An 18,790-nucleotide genomic window follows, 5' to 3' on the forward strand; every position below is an offset into this window, starting at 1 on the left:
GGTATCCCGCAGGTTGCCGGCTGAGCAGCCTGCTCGATGTGCCTGCCAGATCGCCCGGTGTAGTCGCAGCCTGGCAGTGAACTCAGGCGAGTTCCCCGCTCACCAATCCCAGTTCGGCGGCGCGCCGGATGGCCTGAACGCGGTTGGTGACATTGAGCTTCTCGTAGATCCTTGCAAGGTGGAAGTCAACAGTTCTCTTGCTGAGGTACAGGCTTTCTGCAACCTCTTTGCTGGATCGGCCCTCCAGGATCAGTCTGAGAACCTGAACCTCTCGGACGGTAAGGACGTCGCGCGACTCCTCGAGCTCGACAATGGGCAGCGTGGTGGCCATTCCCGGCACTCCTTTCCGCGGTCCCGAAAAGAACGAAACCAACGGGCAACCAGAAGCGTTCAGGATGGACGGGCATGCTCCGAGGACGCCGCCGACTCGGATCAATCGCAGTTCCGACTCCTGTGCCGTGCCGCCAGTGTCGGAGACCCTTGATAGCCCTGAAGGTTGCTGCACTTCTGGTACGGGGGTTATGCTACGTTGTACGTGGACTCATCCACGCTGGTAATTTTACCAGTATGTCGCCATTCTGTCAATGAAGGAGGGCAAAACTGGTAAATTTACTGGCATGTGGCTATAAATAATCACGCGACAACTACTCCTGAGACTCGCTCTGCACTCGCCTTTTCGCCCAAGAACCCGGTTGCTTGCTCTTTTTCTATCACATCCCCGCAAAACTATGGAAGAAACTACCCGGAAGCGGCGACACGAGAAAGGAGTTACGGTATGACTGCTATGACTATGCCCCAGATACGGGATGATAGAACCATTCACCTGACAAGACGGGAACAGGAGGTTCTGTCCCTCGTTATCGAGGGGAAGTCAAGTAGAGAGGTCGCGGAGGAGTTGTACGTGAGCAAGCGAACCGTGGACTTCCATCTCGCGAATATCTACGAGAAGTTGCAGGTCAGCAACAGAGTGCAAGCCTTCCGCAGAGCAACCAGCCTTGGCCTTGTACCGCTCGAGCCTGTTGAGGTTAGATCAGCCTAGAAGAACCGCCCGAAGCGGGCCGGACCGACCGCATAGCGGTCGGCGAGGCGCAATGAGCCGATATGGCGAATGATTGCTTTGCCGTGTCGCGTTAGCAGATGAAATCTCCCCCAGCTACCGTAACCAGGGGGAGATTTCTTTTTGTGTCGCCCCGCATGGGAATACGGGGACAAGTGGCTGCCGGCTCGATTCACCCAACGCCGAGCAGGTAGAAGCTGCCGTCGGAGCAGTATATAAGAATCCTGCGGCCGTCATCGGAGGACGCGGTCATCTCGATTTTCGCCCTGAAGCTGCGTTTGGAAAGGATGCGTCCGCTTCTGTCCATGTTGTAAAGCGAGCGGTTGCCGTCCGATACGATCACAGAGTCACCCGTAGGGGAGAGTGCCACAAGCCTCGGTCCGAAGAACAGCCCACCTTTCTCCCAGGAGAGTCTGCCGTCGGCCGCGTACACCGCCACCTTGCGCTCGACTATCTCGGCGTTCTTGTGCTTCAATATCGTCGCGTAGCTGACGGCCACATACCTGCTCTGCGGCGAGATCCGCGCCTCGATGTCGTAGCCGGAGAGATCCCTCTGCCAGATTCCCTGTCCGTCGGAATCCCACAGGCAAATCTCGCCCGACGGTGTGTGCTGAGTCCCGGGCCGGACGCCGAGGATATGCCTGCCGTCGGTGCTAAGATGCAGTTCGTACTGCTGCTTGGTCTCCTGCTCGAGAAGCCATTTGGCCGACCCTTCGAGATCATAGCACGCTATAGTAGAGTCCTGCCACGTTCCGACCACTATGCGGTTGCTGTCCGGAGTGAACGCCAGGCAGTGGCCGATGCCCTTCAGTCTCCAGCGGCGAAACTTCGGGCTGCTAGGATGAGGGGTGTATCGGTAGAGGAACCTCTCCCCGGTGGTAACCGCCGCGTACTGGCCGTCGGGGGTGACGGCTCCCGCCCAAACGCTGCCCTGTACCTCATGAGACCACACCATGCTCCCGTCGCGCCGGTAGAAGCGGACGGTTCGGTGGATCGGGTTCAGTCGGGAGTACACCAGCATGCTCTGTCCGCTTCGCGCAACGAGCACGTCGGTCGCGCCGTCTATCTTCTTGGTCCAGAGCAGGTCGCCGTGCTCATCGTAGAGGCGAACCAGACCGTCCTCGTCCACGCCGCCGAAGAACTGCCCTCCCGGGGCAATGGTCAGAGACTGCGGGCGGTTTGCTTTTTGCCGCCAGAGTATGGATATTGCCTCGTTACGGGTCGCGTACAGCGCGGCCGAGGCCGACAGGATCAGCAATACGGCCAGCGCCAGAGCGCCCGGCCACCGCCGACCGCGTCGGATGAGGTGTCCCGATGTTCGGCGCTTACGTGCACCTTCAGGGTTCAGTCGGAACGGGAATCTCATTGCTTGCAGTCGCTGGACTTCGATATTGACTGCACAGCGAGCGATTCCTCCACCATGCCGATGAAGTACCCGTGCAGTCTCGCGTCTCCGGTCAGTTCCGGATGAAACGCGCCGCCCAGCAGGTTGCCCTGCCGGACGAGTACAATCTTGTCATCGCACGTAGCTAGCACACGGACGTCTGCGCCGGCATGTACTATGTAGGGCGCTCGGATGAAGACCGCGCGCACCGGTGGGGGTCCGATCTCAGAGATATCCAAGTCCGCCTCGAAGCTGTCTACCTGCCGGCCGAACGCGTTGCGCAGCACGGTCACGTCCATAAGCCCCAGTCGAGGCTGATCGCTTCCAACGATATCTCTCGCCATCACGATCAGGCCCATGCACGTTCCGTAGATCGGCATGCCCTGGTGTGCGGCCTCGGTGATCTTGGCGTCAAGGCCGTACCGGGCCATCAACTTGCCGACCGTGGTGCTCTCGCCGCCGGGGATGATCAGGCCGCTGACCCGTGCCAGCTCCTGAGCCGTGCGAACCGCGATGGCCTCTGCGCCGCAGTTTTGAAGTGCCTCGATGTGTTTCTGAAAAGCGCCCTGCAGCGCCAGGACGCCTATGGTAAGGTCACTAGGCATGGTACGAGTATTCAACTCCAGGGTTCGTGCATGAGAGGGAACCCCTGAGACTAACGACAGTTATCTGCGGATTGGGGTGCGATCCTGCATATGCATTACCAGCCCCGGGTGGACAGCAGTTCGTTCTCGGGAAGCTGCCTGATGTCCAACCCGGGCATCGCCGATCCGAGGCCCTTGGACAGCTCGGCGAGGACCTCCGGTTTGTCGAAATGAGTGGTTGCGTCCACGATCGCCTTGGCCCGCGGGGCGGGATCTTCCGACTTGAAGATGCCCGAGCCGACGAACACGGCCTCAGCGCCAAGCTGCATCATCAGCGCGGCGTCGGCGGGAGTGGCGATGCCGCCCGCGGAGAAGTTCGGGACGGGCAGCTTTCCGGTCTCGGCGATCCCGCAGACCAACTCGTACGGCGCGCCGAGGCTCTTCGCGTAGGCCATCAGTTCCTCGCGGGCCATCGTCTGAAGTCGCCGAATCTCCTGCATAACCGATCTCATATGCCGCACGGCCTCGACGATGTTTCCGGAGCCGGCTTCGCCCTTCGTGCGGATCATCGCCGCGCCCTCGCCGATCCGCCGCAGGGCTTCACCGAGGTCTCTGCATCCACAGACGAACGGCACCTTGAAGGCGTGCTTGTCTATGTGAAACGCCTCATCCGCGGGCGTGAGGACTTCGCTCTCGTCAATGAAGTCCACTCCCAGCGCTTCGAGCACCTGCGCCTCGACGAAGTGGCCGATTCGCGCCTTCGCCATGACCGGGATCGTGACTGCCTCCATGATCCCAAGAATCACGTTTGGGTCGGCCATTCGGGCGACTCCGCCGTCCTTGCGGATGTCGGATGGAACGCGCTCGAGGGCCATTACGGCGGTCGCGCCGGCGTCTTCAGCGATCTTCGCCTGCTCGGCGTTCGTGACGTCCATGATCACGCCGCCCTTGAGCATCTCAGCAAGGCCGACCTTGGTCCGCCAGGTGGATTTCTGTGTATCTGTCATTCTCGTTCACCTCATTCGGGCCGGCACGGAGGCGCGGCCGATACGGAATCTTTCTGCAACCAGGCACGTGTGTCCTGCGGAAAAGGATCAGCCGGAGCGCAGAGACTCCGGCTGCCCTGATGTACGTCTGGTCTTCTGCCGAAGCATCAGAGGAATCTTACTCCATCGCCGCAAGCGCCTGGAGCTTCTCCCAGCGCCTGTCAATCTCTCCCTGCATAGCCTCGACCAGAGCTTCATTGCCCGGTTGGAACAGGTGCCGGAACTTCGTCAGCTTCTTCATGAAGTCCGCGGCAGGCATCTTCTCCTTCGGGGTGAGGGTGATCCTGTACTTGCCGTCCACGACCTCGAAGAGCGGCCAGTAGCACGAACTGATCGCGTCGCGGCCAATCTGCATCGCTTCCTGCGGCTCGAACGCCCATCCGAGGCGGCACGGCATCAGCACGTTGATGAAGCTCGGCCCGTCGGTCGCCAGCGCTTTCTGGACCTTGGTCGCCAGATCGTTCCAGTTGCTGGGCGACGCCTGCGCTACGTAAGGCACATTGTGCGCCACCAGGATCGCCGTCAGGTCCTTGCTGTACTGCTTCTTGCCGGTGGAAGCCGACCCGGTCGGCGACGTCGTCGTATGAGCGCTTATGGGGGTCGCACTCGAGCGCTGGATGCCGGTGTTCATATAGGCTTCGTTGTTGTAGCAGATGTAGAGCATGCGGTGACCGCGCTCCATCGCTCCCGATAGAGACTGCAGACCGATGTCGTAAGTGCCTCCGTCGCCGCCGAACGTTATGAACCGGACGTCCCGGTCGTACTTGCCCTGCCTCTTCAGCGATCGGTACGCGGCCTCGACCCCGCTGATCGTCGCCGCAGCGTTCTCGAACGCGCTGTGTATGAACGGCACTCTCCATGCGGTGTAGGGGAATATGGTGGTCGTGACTTCCATGCACCCCGTTGCCGCGCCGACCACGACCGGCGTATCCGTCGCCGCGAGCACCTGCCTGATTATCTGAGGGAAAGTGCATCCCGCGCAGGCCCGGTGACCGCCGGACAGGAACTCTCCCTTTTTCGACATTTCCTTGAGATTCGCCATTACACTTATCCTCCGTTACTCCCTCACGCCCAGGTAGGTGACCAGGTCGCTGATGGAATCCACGGTGGGCTTGCCCTCCGCGGCCAGTCTCTGCAGGTCGCCGTAGACGCTGTTGATGTGCTCCAGGGTGATGTCCCGGCCGCCGAGGCCGTACACGTAGTTCAACGTTATGGGGCGCTTATCGCAGTCATAGAGCGCCGATCGAATCTCGGCAAAGACCGGTCCGCCCATGCTCGCCATGCCCTCGGAGCGGTCGAGGACCGCCAACACCTTCACACCGCTCAGCGCTTCCGCGATCTGCTTGTGAGGGAACGGGCGGAAGATGCGCAGTTTGAGCATGCCCGCCTTGACGCCTTTTGCCCTGAGCTGGTCAATCACAACCTTGGCAGTGCCGGCGGTCGAGCCGAGCACCACGATGGCGATCTCCGCGTCTTCGAGCTTGTACTCCTCGAAGAGGCCGTACTTCCTTCCGAACACCTTGCCGAACTCCGCGCCGACTTCTTCGATGATCTTGCAGGCGTGGAACGTCGGTTCCACCTGCGAGCGCTTGTGCTCGAAGTAGTAGTCGGTCAGGTCAATCGCGCCGACGGTGATCGGATTGTCCACGTCGAGCAGAGCGTAGGGCGGCTTGTACGGGCCGATGAACTTCTGAACTTCCTCGTCGGAATAGGTGTCCACCGGCTCCATCGCGTGGCTGATGATGAATCCGTCGTAGTTCACCATCGAAGGAAGCAGGACGTCGGAGTGTTCCGAGATGCGGATCGCCTGAATGGTGCTGTCGTATACTTCCTGCGCGTTCTCGCAGAAGATGTGGATCCATCCCGCGTCGCGCGCTCCCATTGAATCGCTGTGGTCGCAGTGAATGTTGATCGGCGCGCTAAGCGCCCGGTTGACCATCGGCATCACGATCGGCAGCCGGAGGCCCGATGCAATGTAGAGCATCTCCCACATCAGGGCCAGTCCCTGCGATGACGTTGCCGTCATTGAGCGCGCGCCCGCGGCGGCGGCCCCGATGGTCGCGCTCATCGCGCTATGCTCGCTCTCGACGGTGACCAGTTCGGTCTTAACCTGCCCGTCCGCCGCATACTGCGCGAAGATCTGCATGACCTCGGTCGCAGGCGTGATCGGATACGCGGCGCAGACGTCAGGGTTTATCTGCTTCATGCCAAGCGCCGCCGCCTCGTTGCCGGTCAGCGCTATTCTGTCTTTAACGTCCTTGGTGCTCAATCTGATTTTACCTCCTCCGCGGCCCGCTGGATCGCCTTGACGTTTCCCTCGACGATTCCGGGCTTCGATCGGAACTTCTTCTCCAGCTTGTGCTTGGTGTCTTCCAGCATCGCGTCGAAATCCAGTATCTTGGTCACACTTACGAGCGCTCCGAGCATCGGCGTATTCGGGATGTCTCGCCCGATTGTCTCCCGCGCGATCTTGGAAGCGTCAACGGTGTAGACTTTCTGGCCGTTCGTTATTCCCAGCTTCTTGCTGAAACTGGATGCAGACTGATCGGTGTTGATGATGATGACGCCATCATCCGGCAGTCCGGCCGTAATGTCGGTCGCCCCGATGAGCGTCGGGTCGAGCACTACCACCACGGACGGGTTCGTCACGTGGCAGTGCAGGGTGATCGGCTCGTCGCTGATCCGGTTGAACGACTGGACGGGCGCCCCCATCCTCTCCGGACCGTACTCCGGGAAAGCCTGCATGTACTTTCCCTGCGCCAGCACGGCATCGCCGACGAGCAGGGCGGCCGTCTTGGCTCCCTGCCCGCCGCGTCCGTGCCAGCGGATTTCCATCATATTCGCCATAGTCACAACTCCTCTCGGATTGATTAGATTTCCAGCGCGGCAAATGTCGCTGTTACATCTCGCGGCGCCACTCGAGCGCCTTGATGAGCGTTGCCTGGTCAGCGTAATCGAGGTCGCCGCCCACAGGCATTCCGTGGGCGATCCTGGTTACCTTTACGCCGAGTGGCTTCAAAATACCTGCAAGGTACATCGCCGTCGTGTCGCCCTCGATCGTCGGGTTCGTCGCCAGGATGACCTCCGCACCGGGGTTCTCCGCCACCCGCTGCTGGAGCTCCCGGATGCGCAGCATTTCTGGAGTTACCCCGTCCATCGGGGAGATGACGCCCTGAAGCACGTGGTAGGTCCCGCGGTACTCGTTTGTCTTCTCCATGGCGATCACGTCGCGCGGCTCGGCCACCACGCAGATCGTGTCATGGTCTCTCTTCTCGCTGGTGCAGAGGTCGCAGACCTCCTGGTCCGTGAGGTTGAAGCAGATCCTGCACTGCACTATCTTGTCTTTGACCTCGGCGATCGCCTCCGCGAGCTCGCGAGCCTCTTCGGCAGGCGCGCGGAGAATGTGGAAGGCCATCCGCTGAGCGGATTTCGGCCCGATCCCCGGCAGTCTCTCCAAGGCGCCCACCAACTTGGCCAGCGGCTTCGCGTAGTGCATCTCGTTCCCTCAGATCAGCCCGGGCGGGATTCCCATGCCTCCCGTGATCTCCTGCATGCGGTCGGCCTGCTGTTTCGACGCCGTCTCCTGCGCCTCTCGGATCGCGCTGGTGACGAGGTCCTCCAGCATCTCCACGTCGTCCGGGTCGACGACCTGGGGGTCTATCTTGACCTCGACCAACTCGCTCTTGCCCGTGACGGTTGCGCTGACCATGCCGCCGCCGGATGAGGCGGTAATCCGCGCCGAATCCAGCTCCGCCTGGACTCGCTGCATGTCCTCCTGCATCTTCTTGACCTGCTTCATCAGCCCACCCAGGTTGCCGAGATTGCCCAAAGGGTTGTTCATTTACATCCTCCAATCAGACTGCGGATCGCAGTCCGTCTAGTCGTCGACTATCTTCCCGTTGAAGATGTCCAGCACGTCCTGCAGGGCGCTATCGTCCGATGCCCCCGGCAGCTCGGGCGTCCCGAACTCGGGTTCCGGTTCAGGTTCGGGCTCTGGGGCTTCGTGACGGGCTGGTTCGCAGATGATGCCCATGTTCGCGTAGCCGAATACCCGCTCGATCGCGGTCTGGACTGCTCTCTGTTTCGCCTTGTTGGGCTCGGACTGGAGTATCTCGCAGTGGGCCACGTGCTTGAACTGCAGTACCAGCGATCCATTCCTGATGTCCGCCGGGATCGCTTCCGATACAAGCGCGTGCGCCGGAACGCTGATCGCCTTCATGGTCTGCAGGACGACGTTCCACTTGCGCCTGATCGCGTCGAAATCCGGCATCTTCCGGTCGCCGGCAGGCTCCTTCGGCCGGTCCACGGTCATCGTCGGCTGCTCGGCGGGCTTTGGCTTCGGCGCCGGTTTGATTGGAGCGGTCGGCCTGGGCACCGGGGTCCGCGACTGTGCCGGCTGTGCGGAAGCAGGCGGCGAGCCGGTCGCCGTTTCGATCGCCCTGAGCAGCGCCATCTCGAGAAGCAGTTTGTGTCTCTCGGCGAAACGTGCTTTCTGCTCAGCGTCCGAGAAGAGCTCGATCAGGGCGAGGAGCCGCGACTTGTCGAGCTTCTCAACCTGCTCGCGCAGGCGGGTCAGGACGTCCTCGCCGAACGCGCGCGATTCCTTCCCGCTAGTTACCGATGCGTACATCAGGTTGCGGAAATGATCGGCCATCGAGCGCATGAGCTGGCGCAGGTCCTTGCCCGACTCGGCGGCCTCTCTCGCAGCTTCAAATGCGCCCGCCTCATCCCCGTCGGCGATCATGTCGCCCATCCGGAACAGGAAGTCCTGCGTGACTGTGCCCAGCACCATGTACACATCATTCGGAGTGAGCCTTCCCTCGCTGTAGGATAGCACCTGCTCCAGGAGGCTCAGCGAGTCGCGGTACGACCCGTCTGCGTCCATGGCGATGATGTCGAGGGCCTCGTCGTCGGCCTCTATTCCTTCGGCCTCGCATACGAACTTCATTCGAGATCGAATGTCCGAGAGCGAACCGCGCCGGAAGTCGAACTGCTGGCATCTCGACCGAATCGTGATAGGGATGTTGTGCGGCTCGGTCGTCGCGAGAATGAAGACCGCGTGAGCGGGAGGTTCCTCCAACGTCTTGAGGAACGCGTCCTTGCCCTCCCTGGTGAGCTGGTGCGCCTCGTCTATGATGAAAACCTTGTACCGCAGGGCCATCGGGGGGAACTTCACGTTTTCCCTGATATCGCGGATGTCGTCAATCCCTCTATGGGAGGCGGCGTCCATCTCCATGATGTCCACCGCGCTGCCGTCGGTGATGCTGAGGCACGCTTGGCACTCGTTGCACGGCTCGTCGGTCGGGCCTTTCTCGCAGTTCAGCGCCTTCGCCAGAAGCCTGGCCGTGGTGGTCTTGCCCGTGCCGCGCGTACCGCAGAAAAGGTAGGCGTGGCTGATCTTTCCCTGGCGGATGGCGTTCTGGAGCGTTCGGGTGATGTGCTCCTGGCCGATCACGTCGTTGAAGGTCCGCGAGCGGTATTTCCTATAGAGTGCGATATGCGACATAAGCGCAGTCCTGTCGCGGCGGTAACTCCGCGCGCACCACGACACGAAAATGCAGCATCCGGATTCCTCCGGATACTGCAGGGATGATCGGCCTGCAATCTCGTGTGCCGATCCAAACAGATGATCGTGCACCCGCCTTCGATAGGGCCCTCCGAGTGTTACCGAGCGCAGCCTGCTCCAGCCAGGAAACCGTGCGGCACACGGGCGAACTCACTTACCGCTGCTTCCTTCCGGACCTGACGGGGTTCGTGAGACGGCCGTTGCGCAGGGCCCGACCATCAACGCCTCTTGCGCCGGGCGAGCCTCAAAAGACCAGACCTCGAGCGGGAATTCGACCCCGCTATAGCGGATTGCGGGTTCAGGGCACCGCTAGCTCCCCGTCTAGCACGATCAAACCGGTCGAAAAGACTACGGTATTATACCAAGTGCGGGAGAATATTTCCAGGGGTTCAGATAATGTCTTCGCGCCGTAGTTCGAAGACCTTCTTTATCAAGCGCAGGCCCGGGACGGACGCATCCAGGTACTTCCTGTCCGTGATGCACTCACCGCTCCAGCCAGTGTGGTCTTTGATATCCTGGGTCGCACTCCGGGAGTTGTAGAACACCGTCAGGGTGTACTTCTCGGCCTTCAGCGGGTACTGCTTGAGATCCTTGCTCAGATCGTACACCCGTGAAAACTTCCCGTTCTCCACTCTGATGCCGTTGATCCCGGTGTCGAACATCAGCGTCAGGTCGGGATTGACCTCCCAGGTGAACTTGTCCATGCTTTCTTCCCGGTATCCGGCATCCGTGAGCATGACCTCGATTCGCGCGCCGTCCGGCAGATCGATCTTTCCGCTGACGCGGAATACCCTGGGCGACAGCCGCGTAAAAGAGGCCTCGTATTTGACATCGTGCGGATTCTTTGCGAGCTCCGCGCGGTCCACTCTCCTGATAAGCGTGAGGTCGAGATTTCGCTTCGCGACGTCGGCCAACCCCCTGGCGACGGTGTTCTTCGGATTCTTCGCATATGCCGCCTCGGTAATGCGAAGAGCCTTCCGCCACTGGTTGATGGCCAGATCGAGATGGCCGCTTCGCTCATAGGCGTGAGCGGCCTGTGTGTAGACGAAGTAAGGGCAGTTCTTGCGCTTCTCCGTCTCTCGAAACCAATACACCGAGCGCTCGTAGTCCTGCTTCTTCCAGTAGTGCATCGTGAAGGCCTGCTCGAAGTAGAGGTCCCACAACTCGGGGTTGTTCTGAATCCCTTCGTCGAGGAACTTGATCCCCGGAATCAAATATCTTCGGTCAGCCCGGTTCTGAGAGTCCGTGAAGTTGTATGCCAGGTGCCATGCCCCGGTCGAGTAGACGTCAATCTGATGCGGGTCGAGCCAGGTGATGATGCGGTTCAGCGGTATTATGGCGTCGTAGTTGCCCGAGTGGAAGAAGTCATTCACGCGGACCCAGAGCAGCCCCGCGACGACCTCGCGAAAACCGATCAGCGCGCCCGCTACGAACTGGCTCGGCAGTACGACAGGGTTATTGCCAACCTGGGTGACCACCGACGACACCACCTGCCTCCCGGGCAGAAACTGCTTGCGCTGAGGGTCAATCGCGGCCTGCAGTCTCACGATCGCGGGAAGCAAGGCGATTATCAGCAGGATCAAGCCGATCCTGGTGCTCTGTTTCATCTCAGCTACCTCATACTTCCCGTCTGTCGAACACCAGGATGGCGATCATCATCAGCACCGAGGCGTATATCAGGGCGTACAGGATGTTCTGCGCGTAGTAGACCGCCTCATTCTTGATGGCTACTCCCTCGTGTATCAGCGGATTCTGCGTGAAGAAGTTCGCAAAGTTCGGCACCAGGTAGTGGACGAGCTTGAAGAACCAGGTCACGACGAAGTTCTGTTCCTTGTCTCGCATGAGCGACATCGTCACGTCCGAGAGGCTGCCGATGATGTACACGGCCGACGTCATAAAGAAGTTGACCGCGGGTGTCGTGAATATAGAGAAGAATATAGCCACCGAACCCAGCAGGAACAACTGGAAGAAGATCATCATGCTGCCCTTGAGGAGGTCCCACTCCGGCGACCAGTGGTTCTTGTAGGTGACGGTCAGCATGAAGACGAACGTCATCAGCGCCAGGTTCACCAACATCGTGAGCGTGCCGCCGAGGAACTTGCCGAGCAGGAACTCGTGCCGCTTGACCGGTTTAGCCAGTATGGTGTAGATCGTGCGCTTCTCGATCTCGGCCGGTATGAGGTTGATCCCCAGCACGACGCTGATGAACATCCCGGCGAGCGCGATCACGCCCAGCCCCAGGCTCTTGATGATCGTCAGTTCCTCCCTGGCGCTGAAATACGCGAACGACACCGAGAAGACGATGAGCGCCAGGGCGCAGAGCAGGAAGATGTTCAGCACCTTCTTCCTGACGGCCTCGCCGAACGTCGCTTTGGCTATCACGAGTATGTTCACTGCCTGTTACCCTCCCGGACGACCTCGACGAACAGGTCCTCCAGCGTTCGCTTGATCGGGATGACGGAGACGATGTGTCCGTTGGCGGACCTGACTGCGTCTATCGTCTCGTTAACCGTCGGCCCTTCCGGTTGCAGTATGACGATGCTGTCGCTTCGGTATTCCAAGCTCGCGCAGCACGCCTGCAGCTTCTGCACGGCAGTATCATCGAGTCCAGTCACCGTGATCTCCACCTTTGCCCCGGCAAGCAGTTCCGTGAGTCTGCCGACCTTCAGCAGTTTGCCCCGGTTCAGTATCGAGACGCGATCGCAGACCATCTCGACGTCGGAGAGTTGGTGCGAGCTCAGGAAGACCGTCTTGCCCTGGGCCTTCAGGCTCAATATCAGGTCGCGCACGTCCATGTGGGCGATGGGGTCGAGGCCCGATGTCGGCTCGTCGAAAATCAACAGCTTCGGGTCGTTGATCAGCGCTTGCGCCAAGCCGATCCTCTGGAGCATTCCCTTGGAGTACTGGCTCAGCGGTTTGCGCCGGTCGGCATACAGCCCCACCGTCTTCAGGAGTTCCTCGGCCCTGCCGTGAAGCGCCGGATCGCGCAGACCGAAGAGCCGCCCGTAGAAGTGAAGAAGTTCCTCTCCGGACAGGTGCTCGTAGAAATAGGGACTCTCGGGAAGGTAGCTGATCTGCCTCTTGGTTTCGATGTCGCCTGCGGGACGCCCGAGAATCTTCGCCGAGCCGCCCGATGGGAACATGATCCCCAGCAGCATCTTGATGGTAGTTGTCTTGCCGGCGCCGTTCGGGCCGAGGAAGCCGAAGATCTCTCCCTCCTGCACTTCGAGGTCCAGATGGTCAACGGCCTTGACCGGCTCCTTGTGCATCAGCAGGCGGAAGGTCTTTGTCAGCCCTTCAATCTCTATTGCAGTTCCCATTTATGGGGCACCTCCGTGATCGCTTTCAGTCTCACTCTCGTTCGAGGGCGGCCTTCCGCGCCCGTCAAGGCGCAAAAAAAGCAGCTCTGCGCTGCAGCATCCAAGTATACGAAGCGGCGGATGGCGTGTCAAGCATTCGGCCCGCCTCTCTCGCCTCTCAACCCTATAGACGGCCATTCCCTACTACGAAGTTCCGGGCGTCTTGGTTCCGGCGTACCTTGACCGAGTATTGTGATTTTGCTATACTTTCCCGCATGAGGCTTTCCCATGGCGAGAACGCGTAAGCAGCCGGCCCCCGACCCTCTGATTCAGGATATCGTCGCCGTTGGGCTGATCACCCTGGGAATCGTGTTGCTGGTGGGAATAATAGCCCCGAACAGCGGCGCGTTTCCGAGGTTCGTCGGCGCGCTGCTTCGAAGCGTGGTGGGCCTCGGCGCGTTTATCGTGCCGGCCCTCTTCGTCTTTGTGGGCGCCATACTTCTGGCCGGTTCGCAGAGGACGACAACCGCCAACGCGATAGTCGGGTTCGCGATCCTGTTCGTTGCTTTTATCAGCGGTTGCCAGTTCATTCATACGCCGAACCTGCGCGAGTTTGTCAGCGGGGAGACGATGCCGATTCTCGACATCCATCGAGGCGGCGGATACCTCGGCCTCTCGATCGCCTATGTCTTGGAACGTGTCTTCGGGCGAGTCTGCAGTTACGTCCTGCTGACCGGTGCGATGATCGTTGCGATGATCCTTATCACCGGCGTGCCGTTCATGGCGTTTGTCGCTCCAGTGCTCGGCCTCTTCCAGGGGCGCGACGAGAAGACCTCCAGGCGCAAGGTCGCCGGGCTCGATGAGAGAAAGGCCCGCAGACTCGCCTCAGCCGAGGAAGACAATACCCCACGCGCCGAGCCGCTCAGCATCCTGAAACGCAGACTGCTCGGCGGCGCGGAGGACGAGCAGACGAGGGGCGACATCCTCGTCAAGATCCCGAAGCCCGGTCCTCCGTCGAGGCCTGCGCCGAGACAGCCGGCCGCGCATTCGGGTTCGGAGTTCGTCCTTCCGCCGGTGACGCTTCTGTCCGAGCCGCCGCCGCCGCCGAAGCGGATCGAGTCCGAACTGAAGTACAAGATTGAGATCATCGAGCGGACGCTCGAGGAGTTCAAGATAGAGGCCGATGTGGTCGAGATCGCCCACGGCCCGACGGTTACGCGCTACGAGATTCAGCTTGCTCCGGGAATCAAGGTCAACAAGATCGTGAGCCTAGCCGACAACCTGGCGATGGCTCTCGCGGCGATTGACGTCCGTGTCGAGGCCCCGATTCCCGGCAAGTCGGCGATAGGCGTCGAGGTCCCGAACAGCAACCCGGCGATCGTCGCCCTGCGCGAGGTCATAGACACGGAGCAGTTCTGGAACGCGCCGACGAAGCTCACTTTCGCGCTCGGAAAGGACGTATCGGGCGAGCCGAAATATGCCGACCTGACGAAAATGCCGCACATGTTGATCGCCGGCGCTACGAACGCGGGGAAGAGCGTATGCCTGAACTCGCTGATCGCCAGCCTGCTCTTCCGGGCGACTCCGCGAGAGGTGAAGTTCATACTGATTGATCCCAAGCGCGTCGAGCTGAGTCTCTTCGACGGCATACCGCATCTCGCCTCGCCGGTCGTGAAGGACGCGAGGCAGGCGGCGGGAATCCTGCGTTCGTCGCTCAAGGAGATGGAGCATCGGTACGATCTGTTCGTCAAGGTCGGCGCAAGGAACTTTGACAGCTATAATGCGAAGGTGAAGCCCGAGCAGAGGATGCCCTACCTGGTGATCGTCGTTGACGAGTTGGCCGACCTCATGATGCAGGCCGCTCCCGAGGTGGAGTTCTGCATCTGCAGACTGGCCCAGTTGGCCAGGGCGACCGGCATCCACCTGGTGATCGCGACCCAGCGGCCGTCGGTGGACGTGATTACCGGAACGATCAAGGCGAATATCTCGTCGCGAATATCGTTCGCGGTTACTTCGCACATAGACAGCCGCACAATACTCGACGGCAACGGCGCCGAGAGGTTGATCGGCCGGGGCGACATGCTCTTCAAGCCGATAGACGCCAGCAAGCCGACCAGAATCCAGGGATGCTGGATCAGCGAGAAGGAGACCGAGGACCTCGTCAAGTACCTGAAGGACCAGGAGACGCCGGACTATACCATCGAGGCCGTTCAGATCGGCGATGGCACTAAGGGTGCCGTCGGCCAGGAAGACGTTATGGCCGACGAGATCTATGAGCCGGCAGTCAGGTTGGTGGTCTCCAACGGGTATGCGTCCACCTCGATGATCCAGCGGAAGTTCCGGATCGGATACACCCGCGCGGCGCGATTGGTTGACGCGATGGAAGATCAGGGTCTCGTCGGCCCGCCCGACGGGGCGAAGCCGCGAGAGGTGCTGATCGGCATAGACGAACTCGATCGCCTGTTCGGTACCCCGATGTTCGGTGAGCCTCTGGACGACGTCGAGCCGGATGACGACTATGTCGAGTCGGACGACGAGGAGCGAGAGGACGATTGACGTTTTCGGAATGCGGATTGCGGAACGGGAGGCAACCGTGAATCCGAGACCCGCAGTCCTAGATCCGCAATGGCAAGAGTTGGTTTGATCAGCCTCGGATGCCCGAAGAACACGGTAGACTCCGAGGAGATACTTGGGGAAGTCGCGTCCGCAGGTCACGTGATCGAATCCGACGCTTCATCGGCGGACGTGCTGATCGTCAATACGTGCGGCTTCATCCAGAGCGCGAAAGAAGAATCGGTAGATGCCGTGCTCGACGCCGTCCGCCTCAAGCAGGACGGCGTGTGCCGCTCGGTGATAGTGACAGGATGTCTCGCCCAGCGGTACGGCGCCGCTCTGTCAGAGGAGATTCCGGAGGCCGATGCGTTCGTCGGCCTTGGGCGCGCCGGCGAGATCTGCAGTATCATCGAGCGCACACTGGGCGGCGATCGCGTTCTGCGGTTGGACCGCCGTGATGCCTGGTGGACAGAGAGCCGGGGCCGCGTCCTTTCGACCGCGCCGTGGACTGCATACCTGCGGATCGCGGACGGTTGCGATAATCGGTGTTCGTACTGCGCGATCCCCGATATCCGGGGGGGCTTTGCCAGCCGCCCGGAGGAGCGCGTCCTCGAGGAGGCGCGGGCTCTGGCGGATCAGGGAGTGCGGGAACTGGTCCTGGTGGCCCAGGATGTCACTCGCTACGGGCTCGATGCGCACGGGAGGCTGACGCTTCCGGGCCTGCTCGATCGGCTGTCGGGGGTTGATGGCGTGGACTGGATACGCCTGCTCTATCTCTATCCGAGCCGAGTGACGGACGAACTGATCGAGACGATCGCCGGTAACGAGAAGGTCTGCAAATACGTGGACATACCGCTCCAGCACTGCGCGGAGAGTGTCCTGCGGGCGATGAACCGGCCGGGAAGCCGGACCGATTACGGCGAGCTTATCGCGAGGATTCGGGACGCCTACCCCGATGTGGCGCTGCGGACGACGTTTATCGTGGGATTCCCCGGCGAGACTGAGGCCGACTTCGAGGAGTTGGCCGATTTTGTTGCAGAGATGCGCTTCGACCGGATGGGAGCGTTCCGGTATTCGATAGAAGACGGCACGCCTGCGGCAGATATGCCCGCGAGGATACCTGCGCGAGTGGCAGAGATCCGCTTGCGCAGGCTGATGACACTCCAGCAGGGGATATCCCTGGAGAGCAACCGCAGGCTTGTCGGTTCGGGGTTAGAGGTGCTGATCGAGCGCGTCGAGGGCGATCTTCGTGTCGGAAGGTCGCATCGGGACGCGCCTGAAATAGATGGAGTTGTATACGTTGAAGGGTCGAGTGCGTCGCCCGGAGAGATGGTCCATGCGGCCGTCACCGGAGCAACGCACTATGATCTTACGGCGATGTGCAACGACGGGTTGAACGAGAAAAGTCCGGAGGTGCAGATATGAAGAAGACTGCTGAGGTCGAGAACACGATAGAGCAACAGGCCTTGAGGTACTTGGAGGACCAGGCGTATGCAGCAATGCTGGGTTGCGCAGAGCCGGTGCGATCCGGCGACATAGGCGAGACGATCGGGAAGGATCTGTACACCAGCAAGCTGATCCGCCACGTGCTCTCCTCGAGTCCGAGGTTCACGCAGATAGACCGCAAGTGGGACTTGGAGATGCGCTACGAGGACAAGCAGGTCCCGGTCGAGCGAGTCCTGCGCGAGTTGATGTCGGCCTGCGGACAAGCGATGACGGCCGCCCAGGTCGCTGGGGAACTCTCCCAGGTCTACGAACGCCCTGCGGAGTACTACGAGACGTTCCTGGATCGCATGCTAGCAGACGAGGACAAGTTCTTCAGGACGTCGGACGGCCGGTACGGCCTGAGCGAGTGGCTGCTGAGTGTAGACTCAGGCGACGAAGAGGATGTCGTCTTCGACAACGACCTCTCCGATGAGGTCATTCAGAGCCTTCAGTCCAAGGCGAGCAAGTTGGATTTCGCTTCGGAGTCGGCCGCGGCGTCCGTTGCCAAGCTCGCCGATGCGGCCGGATCGCCGGTGGACAACAGATATGCCGGGTTCTTCCGATGGAAAGCGGTCGGAGATGACTTCGACCCGGTGGCTTTTTTCGAGGATCTCCTCGGCTCGAAGAACCTGACGTGGCTCTCGGATCACACATGGGCCACGAAGAAGATGGTCGCGGACTATGAGGTTGCGCTGGCGGGCATGGCGGACAAGATCGCCGAGGAGGTCCCCGAGGCGGCGCCCGTCAAGACCGCGAAGAAATCGAAGGCTAAGGAGGAGGAACAGGCCCCGGTCCTCTCTCTGACCATCGGCGACGACGATCTCGAAGAGGTGGTCGCTATCATCAAGGAGACAGGTGAATCTCGGATCAGCACCATTCTGGACAGGATCTTCGAGATTTCGCCGCGCGACAGGGAGTATGCCATTGCCGCCGAGGGCCTGAGCGACGCAATGAGAACCGATCCGCGCCTGTCGTGGGTCGGGATGGAGCGCTGGCGGATGGCCGATACGATCCCGTCCTACGTGTCCGAGGTTCCGGCCGAGTTCGCGATACCCCATCTCTCATTCGAGACCCCTGAGGGTGATCAGATCGACATCGAGATCGAGGACGAGGGGCTTGAGGGCGGATTGAAGAAGGAGATTCGCAACCCTGTCGTGCAGGATATCAACGATCAGGAAGAGTCCGCCGAACAGGAGAAGGCTTCGAAGGCCGACTCCGCCAGATGCGTTCTGAAGCCCATTCACCTCGAGAAGGGCACTTTCCCTCTCTGTCAGATACCCAAGGGTTTCTTCCCGTTGGTCGCCGATCTGATCGAGCTGACCCTCATCGGCGAGGACGGCAAGCCCGCCAATATCTGGGCCAACCGTCAGACAGGGCTCATGTACGACATGGGACGATGGTACGGGAAGGAGATGCCCCCGTGCGGCGCGGTCTTCGAACTGCACAGGACGGAGAAACTGGACGAGTACCGCTTCGTCTACAGCGGCGAGACCGATCCGTTGGTGTTCGTCTCCGAGGACCGTATGGCGGAACTCAAGGCCCTGGCCGCCGAGGCCGGCGACGCGATGGCCGTATTCGACATCATGCGGCGGATCATGGCCGACCACAAGAAAGGTGTCGAGTTCGTGAAGCTCTTCACCGAGGTCAACCTCGTTCGAAGGACTACCCGCCGCATGGTGGCCTCGATTCTCAGTTCATACTACGCCTTCTACCAGCGTCCGAAGACGGTACTCTGGTCCGTTGACGAGAAGAAGGTGGATCAGGGCTTCAAGAAAGCCAAGAAGAAGTACATCCGGAAGGACTGACAGATCCCGCA

Annotated in this window: 17 protein-coding genes and 1 other RNA gene; 4 read left to right on the forward strand and 14 right to left on the reverse strand. The window is 60.7% G+C overall.

Translation table 11 applies throughout. From position 1 onward, the window contains the following. Window positions 1-82: 82 nt before the first annotated feature. Window positions 83-331 (reverse strand): response regulator transcription factor, encoded by a 249-nt coding sequence (locus KBC96_02585; GenBank protein MBP6963273.1) that lies wholly within the window; start codon window positions 329-331, stop codon window positions 83-85. Between the two features lie 444 nt (window positions 332-775). Here KBC96_02585 and KBC96_02590 point away from each other — a divergent pair, with 444 nt between their 5' ends. Then, a complete protein-coding gene (locus KBC96_02590; protein MBP6963274.1) occupies window positions 776-1,039 on the forward strand; it encodes a helix-turn-helix transcriptional regulator in 264 nt (87 codons plus the stop codon). Window positions 1,040-1,229: 190 nt separating this feature from the next. Here the strand turns inward: KBC96_02590 and KBC96_02595 are convergent, their stop codons facing one another. From KBC96_02595 to KBC96_02655, 13 genes are all read right to left on the reverse strand, one after another. Continuing rightward, window positions 1,230-2,315, reverse strand: a complete 1,086-nt coding sequence (locus KBC96_02595; protein MBP6963275.1) for a WD40 repeat domain-containing protein — start codon at window positions 2,313-2,315, stop codon at window positions 1,230-1,232. 104 nt (window positions 2,316-2,419) lie between these two features. Further along, the gene (pdxT, locus tag KBC96_02600; GenBank protein MBP6963276.1) at window positions 2,420-3,046 is read right to left on the reverse strand and encodes a pyridoxal 5'-phosphate synthase glutaminase subunit PdxT; all 627 of its coding nucleotides are present in this window, start codon (window positions 3,044-3,046) and stop codon (window positions 2,420-2,422) included. A 95-nt stretch (window positions 3,047-3,141) separates the two neighbouring features. Next, the gene (gene pdxS, locus KBC96_02605) at window positions 3,142-4,032 is read right to left on the reverse strand and encodes a pyridoxal 5'-phosphate synthase lyase subunit PdxS (protein MBP6963277.1); all 891 of its coding nucleotides are present in this window, start codon (window positions 4,030-4,032) and stop codon (window positions 3,142-3,144) included. 157 nt (window positions 4,033-4,189) lie between these two features. Beyond that, a complete protein-coding gene (locus tag KBC96_02610; protein MBP6963278.1) occupies window positions 4,190-5,113 on the reverse strand; it encodes a pyruvate ferredoxin oxidoreductase in 924 nt (307 codons plus the stop codon). A gap of 15 nt (window positions 5,114-5,128) precedes the next feature. After that, window positions 5,129-6,277, reverse strand: a complete 1,149-nt coding sequence (gene porA, locus KBC96_02615) for a pyruvate ferredoxin oxidoreductase (protein ID MBP6963279.1) — start codon at window positions 6,275-6,277, stop codon at window positions 5,129-5,131. Window positions 6,278-6,336: 59 nt separating this feature from the next. Next, a complete protein-coding gene (locus KBC96_02620) occupies window positions 6,337-6,918 on the reverse strand; it encodes a 2-oxoacid:acceptor oxidoreductase family protein (protein MBP6963280.1) in 582 nt (193 codons plus the stop codon). A 52-nt stretch (window positions 6,919-6,970) separates the two neighbouring features. Then, window positions 6,971-7,567, reverse strand: a complete 597-nt coding sequence (gene recR, locus KBC96_02625) for a recombination protein RecR (GenBank protein MBP6963281.1) — start codon at window positions 7,565-7,567, stop codon at window positions 6,971-6,973. Between the two features lie 9 nt (window positions 7,568-7,576). Next, window positions 7,577-7,912: a YbaB/EbfC family nucleoid-associated protein gene (locus KBC96_02630; protein ID MBP6963282.1), complete on the reverse strand. Its 336-nt coding sequence runs from the start codon at window positions 7,910-7,912 to the stop codon at window positions 7,577-7,579. A gap of 36 nt (window positions 7,913-7,948) precedes the next feature. Further along, on the reverse strand, window positions 7,949-9,577 hold the full coding sequence (gene dnaX / locus KBC96_02635; GenBank protein ID MBP6963283.1) for a DNA polymerase III subunit gamma/tau: 1,629 nt from the start codon (window positions 9,575-9,577) through the stop codon (window positions 7,949-7,951). A 124-nt stretch (window positions 9,578-9,701) separates the two neighbouring features. After that, window positions 9,702-9,967: signal recognition particle sRNA large type (gene ffs / locus KBC96_02640), an RNA gene on the reverse strand. A 59-nt stretch (window positions 9,968-10,026) separates the two neighbouring features. Further along, entirely contained in the window at window positions 10,027-11,244 is a 1,218-nt protein-coding gene (locus KBC96_02645; protein ID MBP6963284.1) for a hypothetical protein, read from the reverse strand. Between the two features lie 10 nt (window positions 11,245-11,254). Next, a complete protein-coding gene (locus tag KBC96_02650) occupies window positions 11,255-12,031 on the reverse strand; it encodes an ABC transporter permease (protein ID MBP6963285.1) in 777 nt (258 codons plus the stop codon). Continuing rightward, window positions 12,028-12,957 carry an ABC transporter ATP-binding protein gene (locus KBC96_02655; protein MBP6963286.1) on the reverse strand — a complete coding sequence of 310 codons (930 nt, stop codon included), beginning with the start codon at window positions 12,955-12,957 and terminating at the stop codon, window positions 12,028-12,030. Before KBC96_02655 ends, KBC96_02650 begins: the two co-directional genes overlap by 4 nt. Before the next feature lie 267 nt (window positions 12,958-13,224). Here KBC96_02655 and KBC96_02660 point away from each other — a divergent pair, with 267 nt between their 5' ends. The 3 genes from KBC96_02660 (at window position 13,225) to KBC96_02670 (ending at window position 18,779) form a co-directional block, all read left to right on the forward strand. Next, window positions 13,225-15,492: a DNA translocase FtsK 4TM domain-containing protein gene (locus KBC96_02660; protein MBP6963287.1), complete on the forward strand. Its 2,268-nt coding sequence runs from the start codon at window positions 13,225-13,227 to the stop codon at window positions 15,490-15,492. A 69-nt stretch (window positions 15,493-15,561) separates the two neighbouring features. Then, the gene (gene rimO, locus KBC96_02665; GenBank protein MBP6963288.1) at window positions 15,562-16,914 is read left to right on the forward strand and encodes a 30S ribosomal protein S12 methylthiotransferase RimO; all 1,353 of its coding nucleotides are present in this window, start codon (window positions 15,562-15,564) and stop codon (window positions 16,912-16,914) included. Then, complete coding sequence (locus KBC96_02670; GenBank protein ID MBP6963289.1) at window positions 16,911-18,779, forward strand: hypothetical protein; 1,869 nt, start codon at window positions 16,911-16,913, stop codon at window positions 18,777-18,779. The genes rimO and KBC96_02670 overlap by 4 nt, the downstream gene beginning before the upstream one ends. Window positions 18,780-18,790 lie beyond the last annotated feature (11 nt).

The sequence above is a fragment of the Armatimonadota bacterium genome, assembly GCA_017993055.1.
Classification (GTDB): domain Bacteria; phylum Armatimonadota; class UBA5829; order DTJY01; family DTJY01; genus JAGONM01.

Bases quoted from the DNA above. Each gene is read 5' to 3' on its own strand.
- pdxT (MBP6963276.1), bottom strand. From the start codon at position 3,046: ATGCCTAGTGACCTTACCATAGGCGTCCTGGCGCTGCAGGGCGCTTTT.
- KBC96_02645 (MBP6963284.1), bottom strand. From the start codon at position 11,244: ATGAAACAGAGCACCAGGATCGGCTTGATCCTGCTGATAATCGCCTTG.
- rimO (MBP6963288.1), top strand. From the start codon at position 15,562: ATGGCAAGAGTTGGTTTGATCAGCCTCGGATGCCCGAAGAACACGGTA.
- KBC96_02590 (MBP6963274.1), top strand. From the start codon at position 776: ATGACTGCTATGACTATGCCCCAGATACGGGATGATAGAACCATTCAC.
- KBC96_02630 (MBP6963282.1), bottom strand. From the start codon at position 7,912: ATGAACAACCCTTTGGGCAATCTCGGCAACCTGGGTGGGCTGATGAAG.
- porA (MBP6963279.1), bottom strand. From the start codon at position 6,277: ATGAAGCAGATAAACCCTGACGTCTGCGCCGCGTATCCGATCACGCCT.
- KBC96_02620 (MBP6963280.1), bottom strand. From the start codon at position 6,918: ATGGCGAATATGATGGAAATCCGCTGGCACGGACGCGGCGGGCAGGGA.
- KBC96_02670 (MBP6963289.1), top strand. From the start codon at position 16,911: ATGAAGAAGACTGCTGAGGTCGAGAACACGATAGAGCAACAGGCCTTG.
- KBC96_02660 (MBP6963287.1), top strand. From the start codon at position 13,225: ATGGCGAGAACGCGTAAGCAGCCGGCCCCCGACCCTCTGATTCAGGAT.
- KBC96_02610 (MBP6963278.1), bottom strand. From the start codon at position 5,113: ATGGCGAATCTCAAGGAAATGTCGAAAAAGGGAGAGTTCCTGTCCGGC.
- KBC96_02585 (MBP6963273.1), bottom strand. From the start codon at position 331: ATGGCCACCACGCTGCCCATTGTCGAGCTCGAGGAGTCGCGCGACGTC.
- pdxS (MBP6963277.1), bottom strand. From the start codon at position 4,032: ATGACAGATACACAGAAATCCACCTGGCGGACCAAGGTCGGCCTTGCT.
- dnaX (MBP6963283.1), bottom strand. From the start codon at position 9,577: ATGTCGCATATCGCACTCTATAGGAAATACCGCTCGCGGACCTTCAAC.
- recR (MBP6963281.1), bottom strand. From the start codon at position 7,567: ATGCACTACGCGAAGCCGCTGGCCAAGTTGGTGGGCGCCTTGGAGAGA.
- KBC96_02655 (MBP6963286.1), bottom strand. From the start codon at position 12,957: ATGGGAACTGCAATAGAGATTGAAGGGCTGACAAAGACCTTCCGCCTG.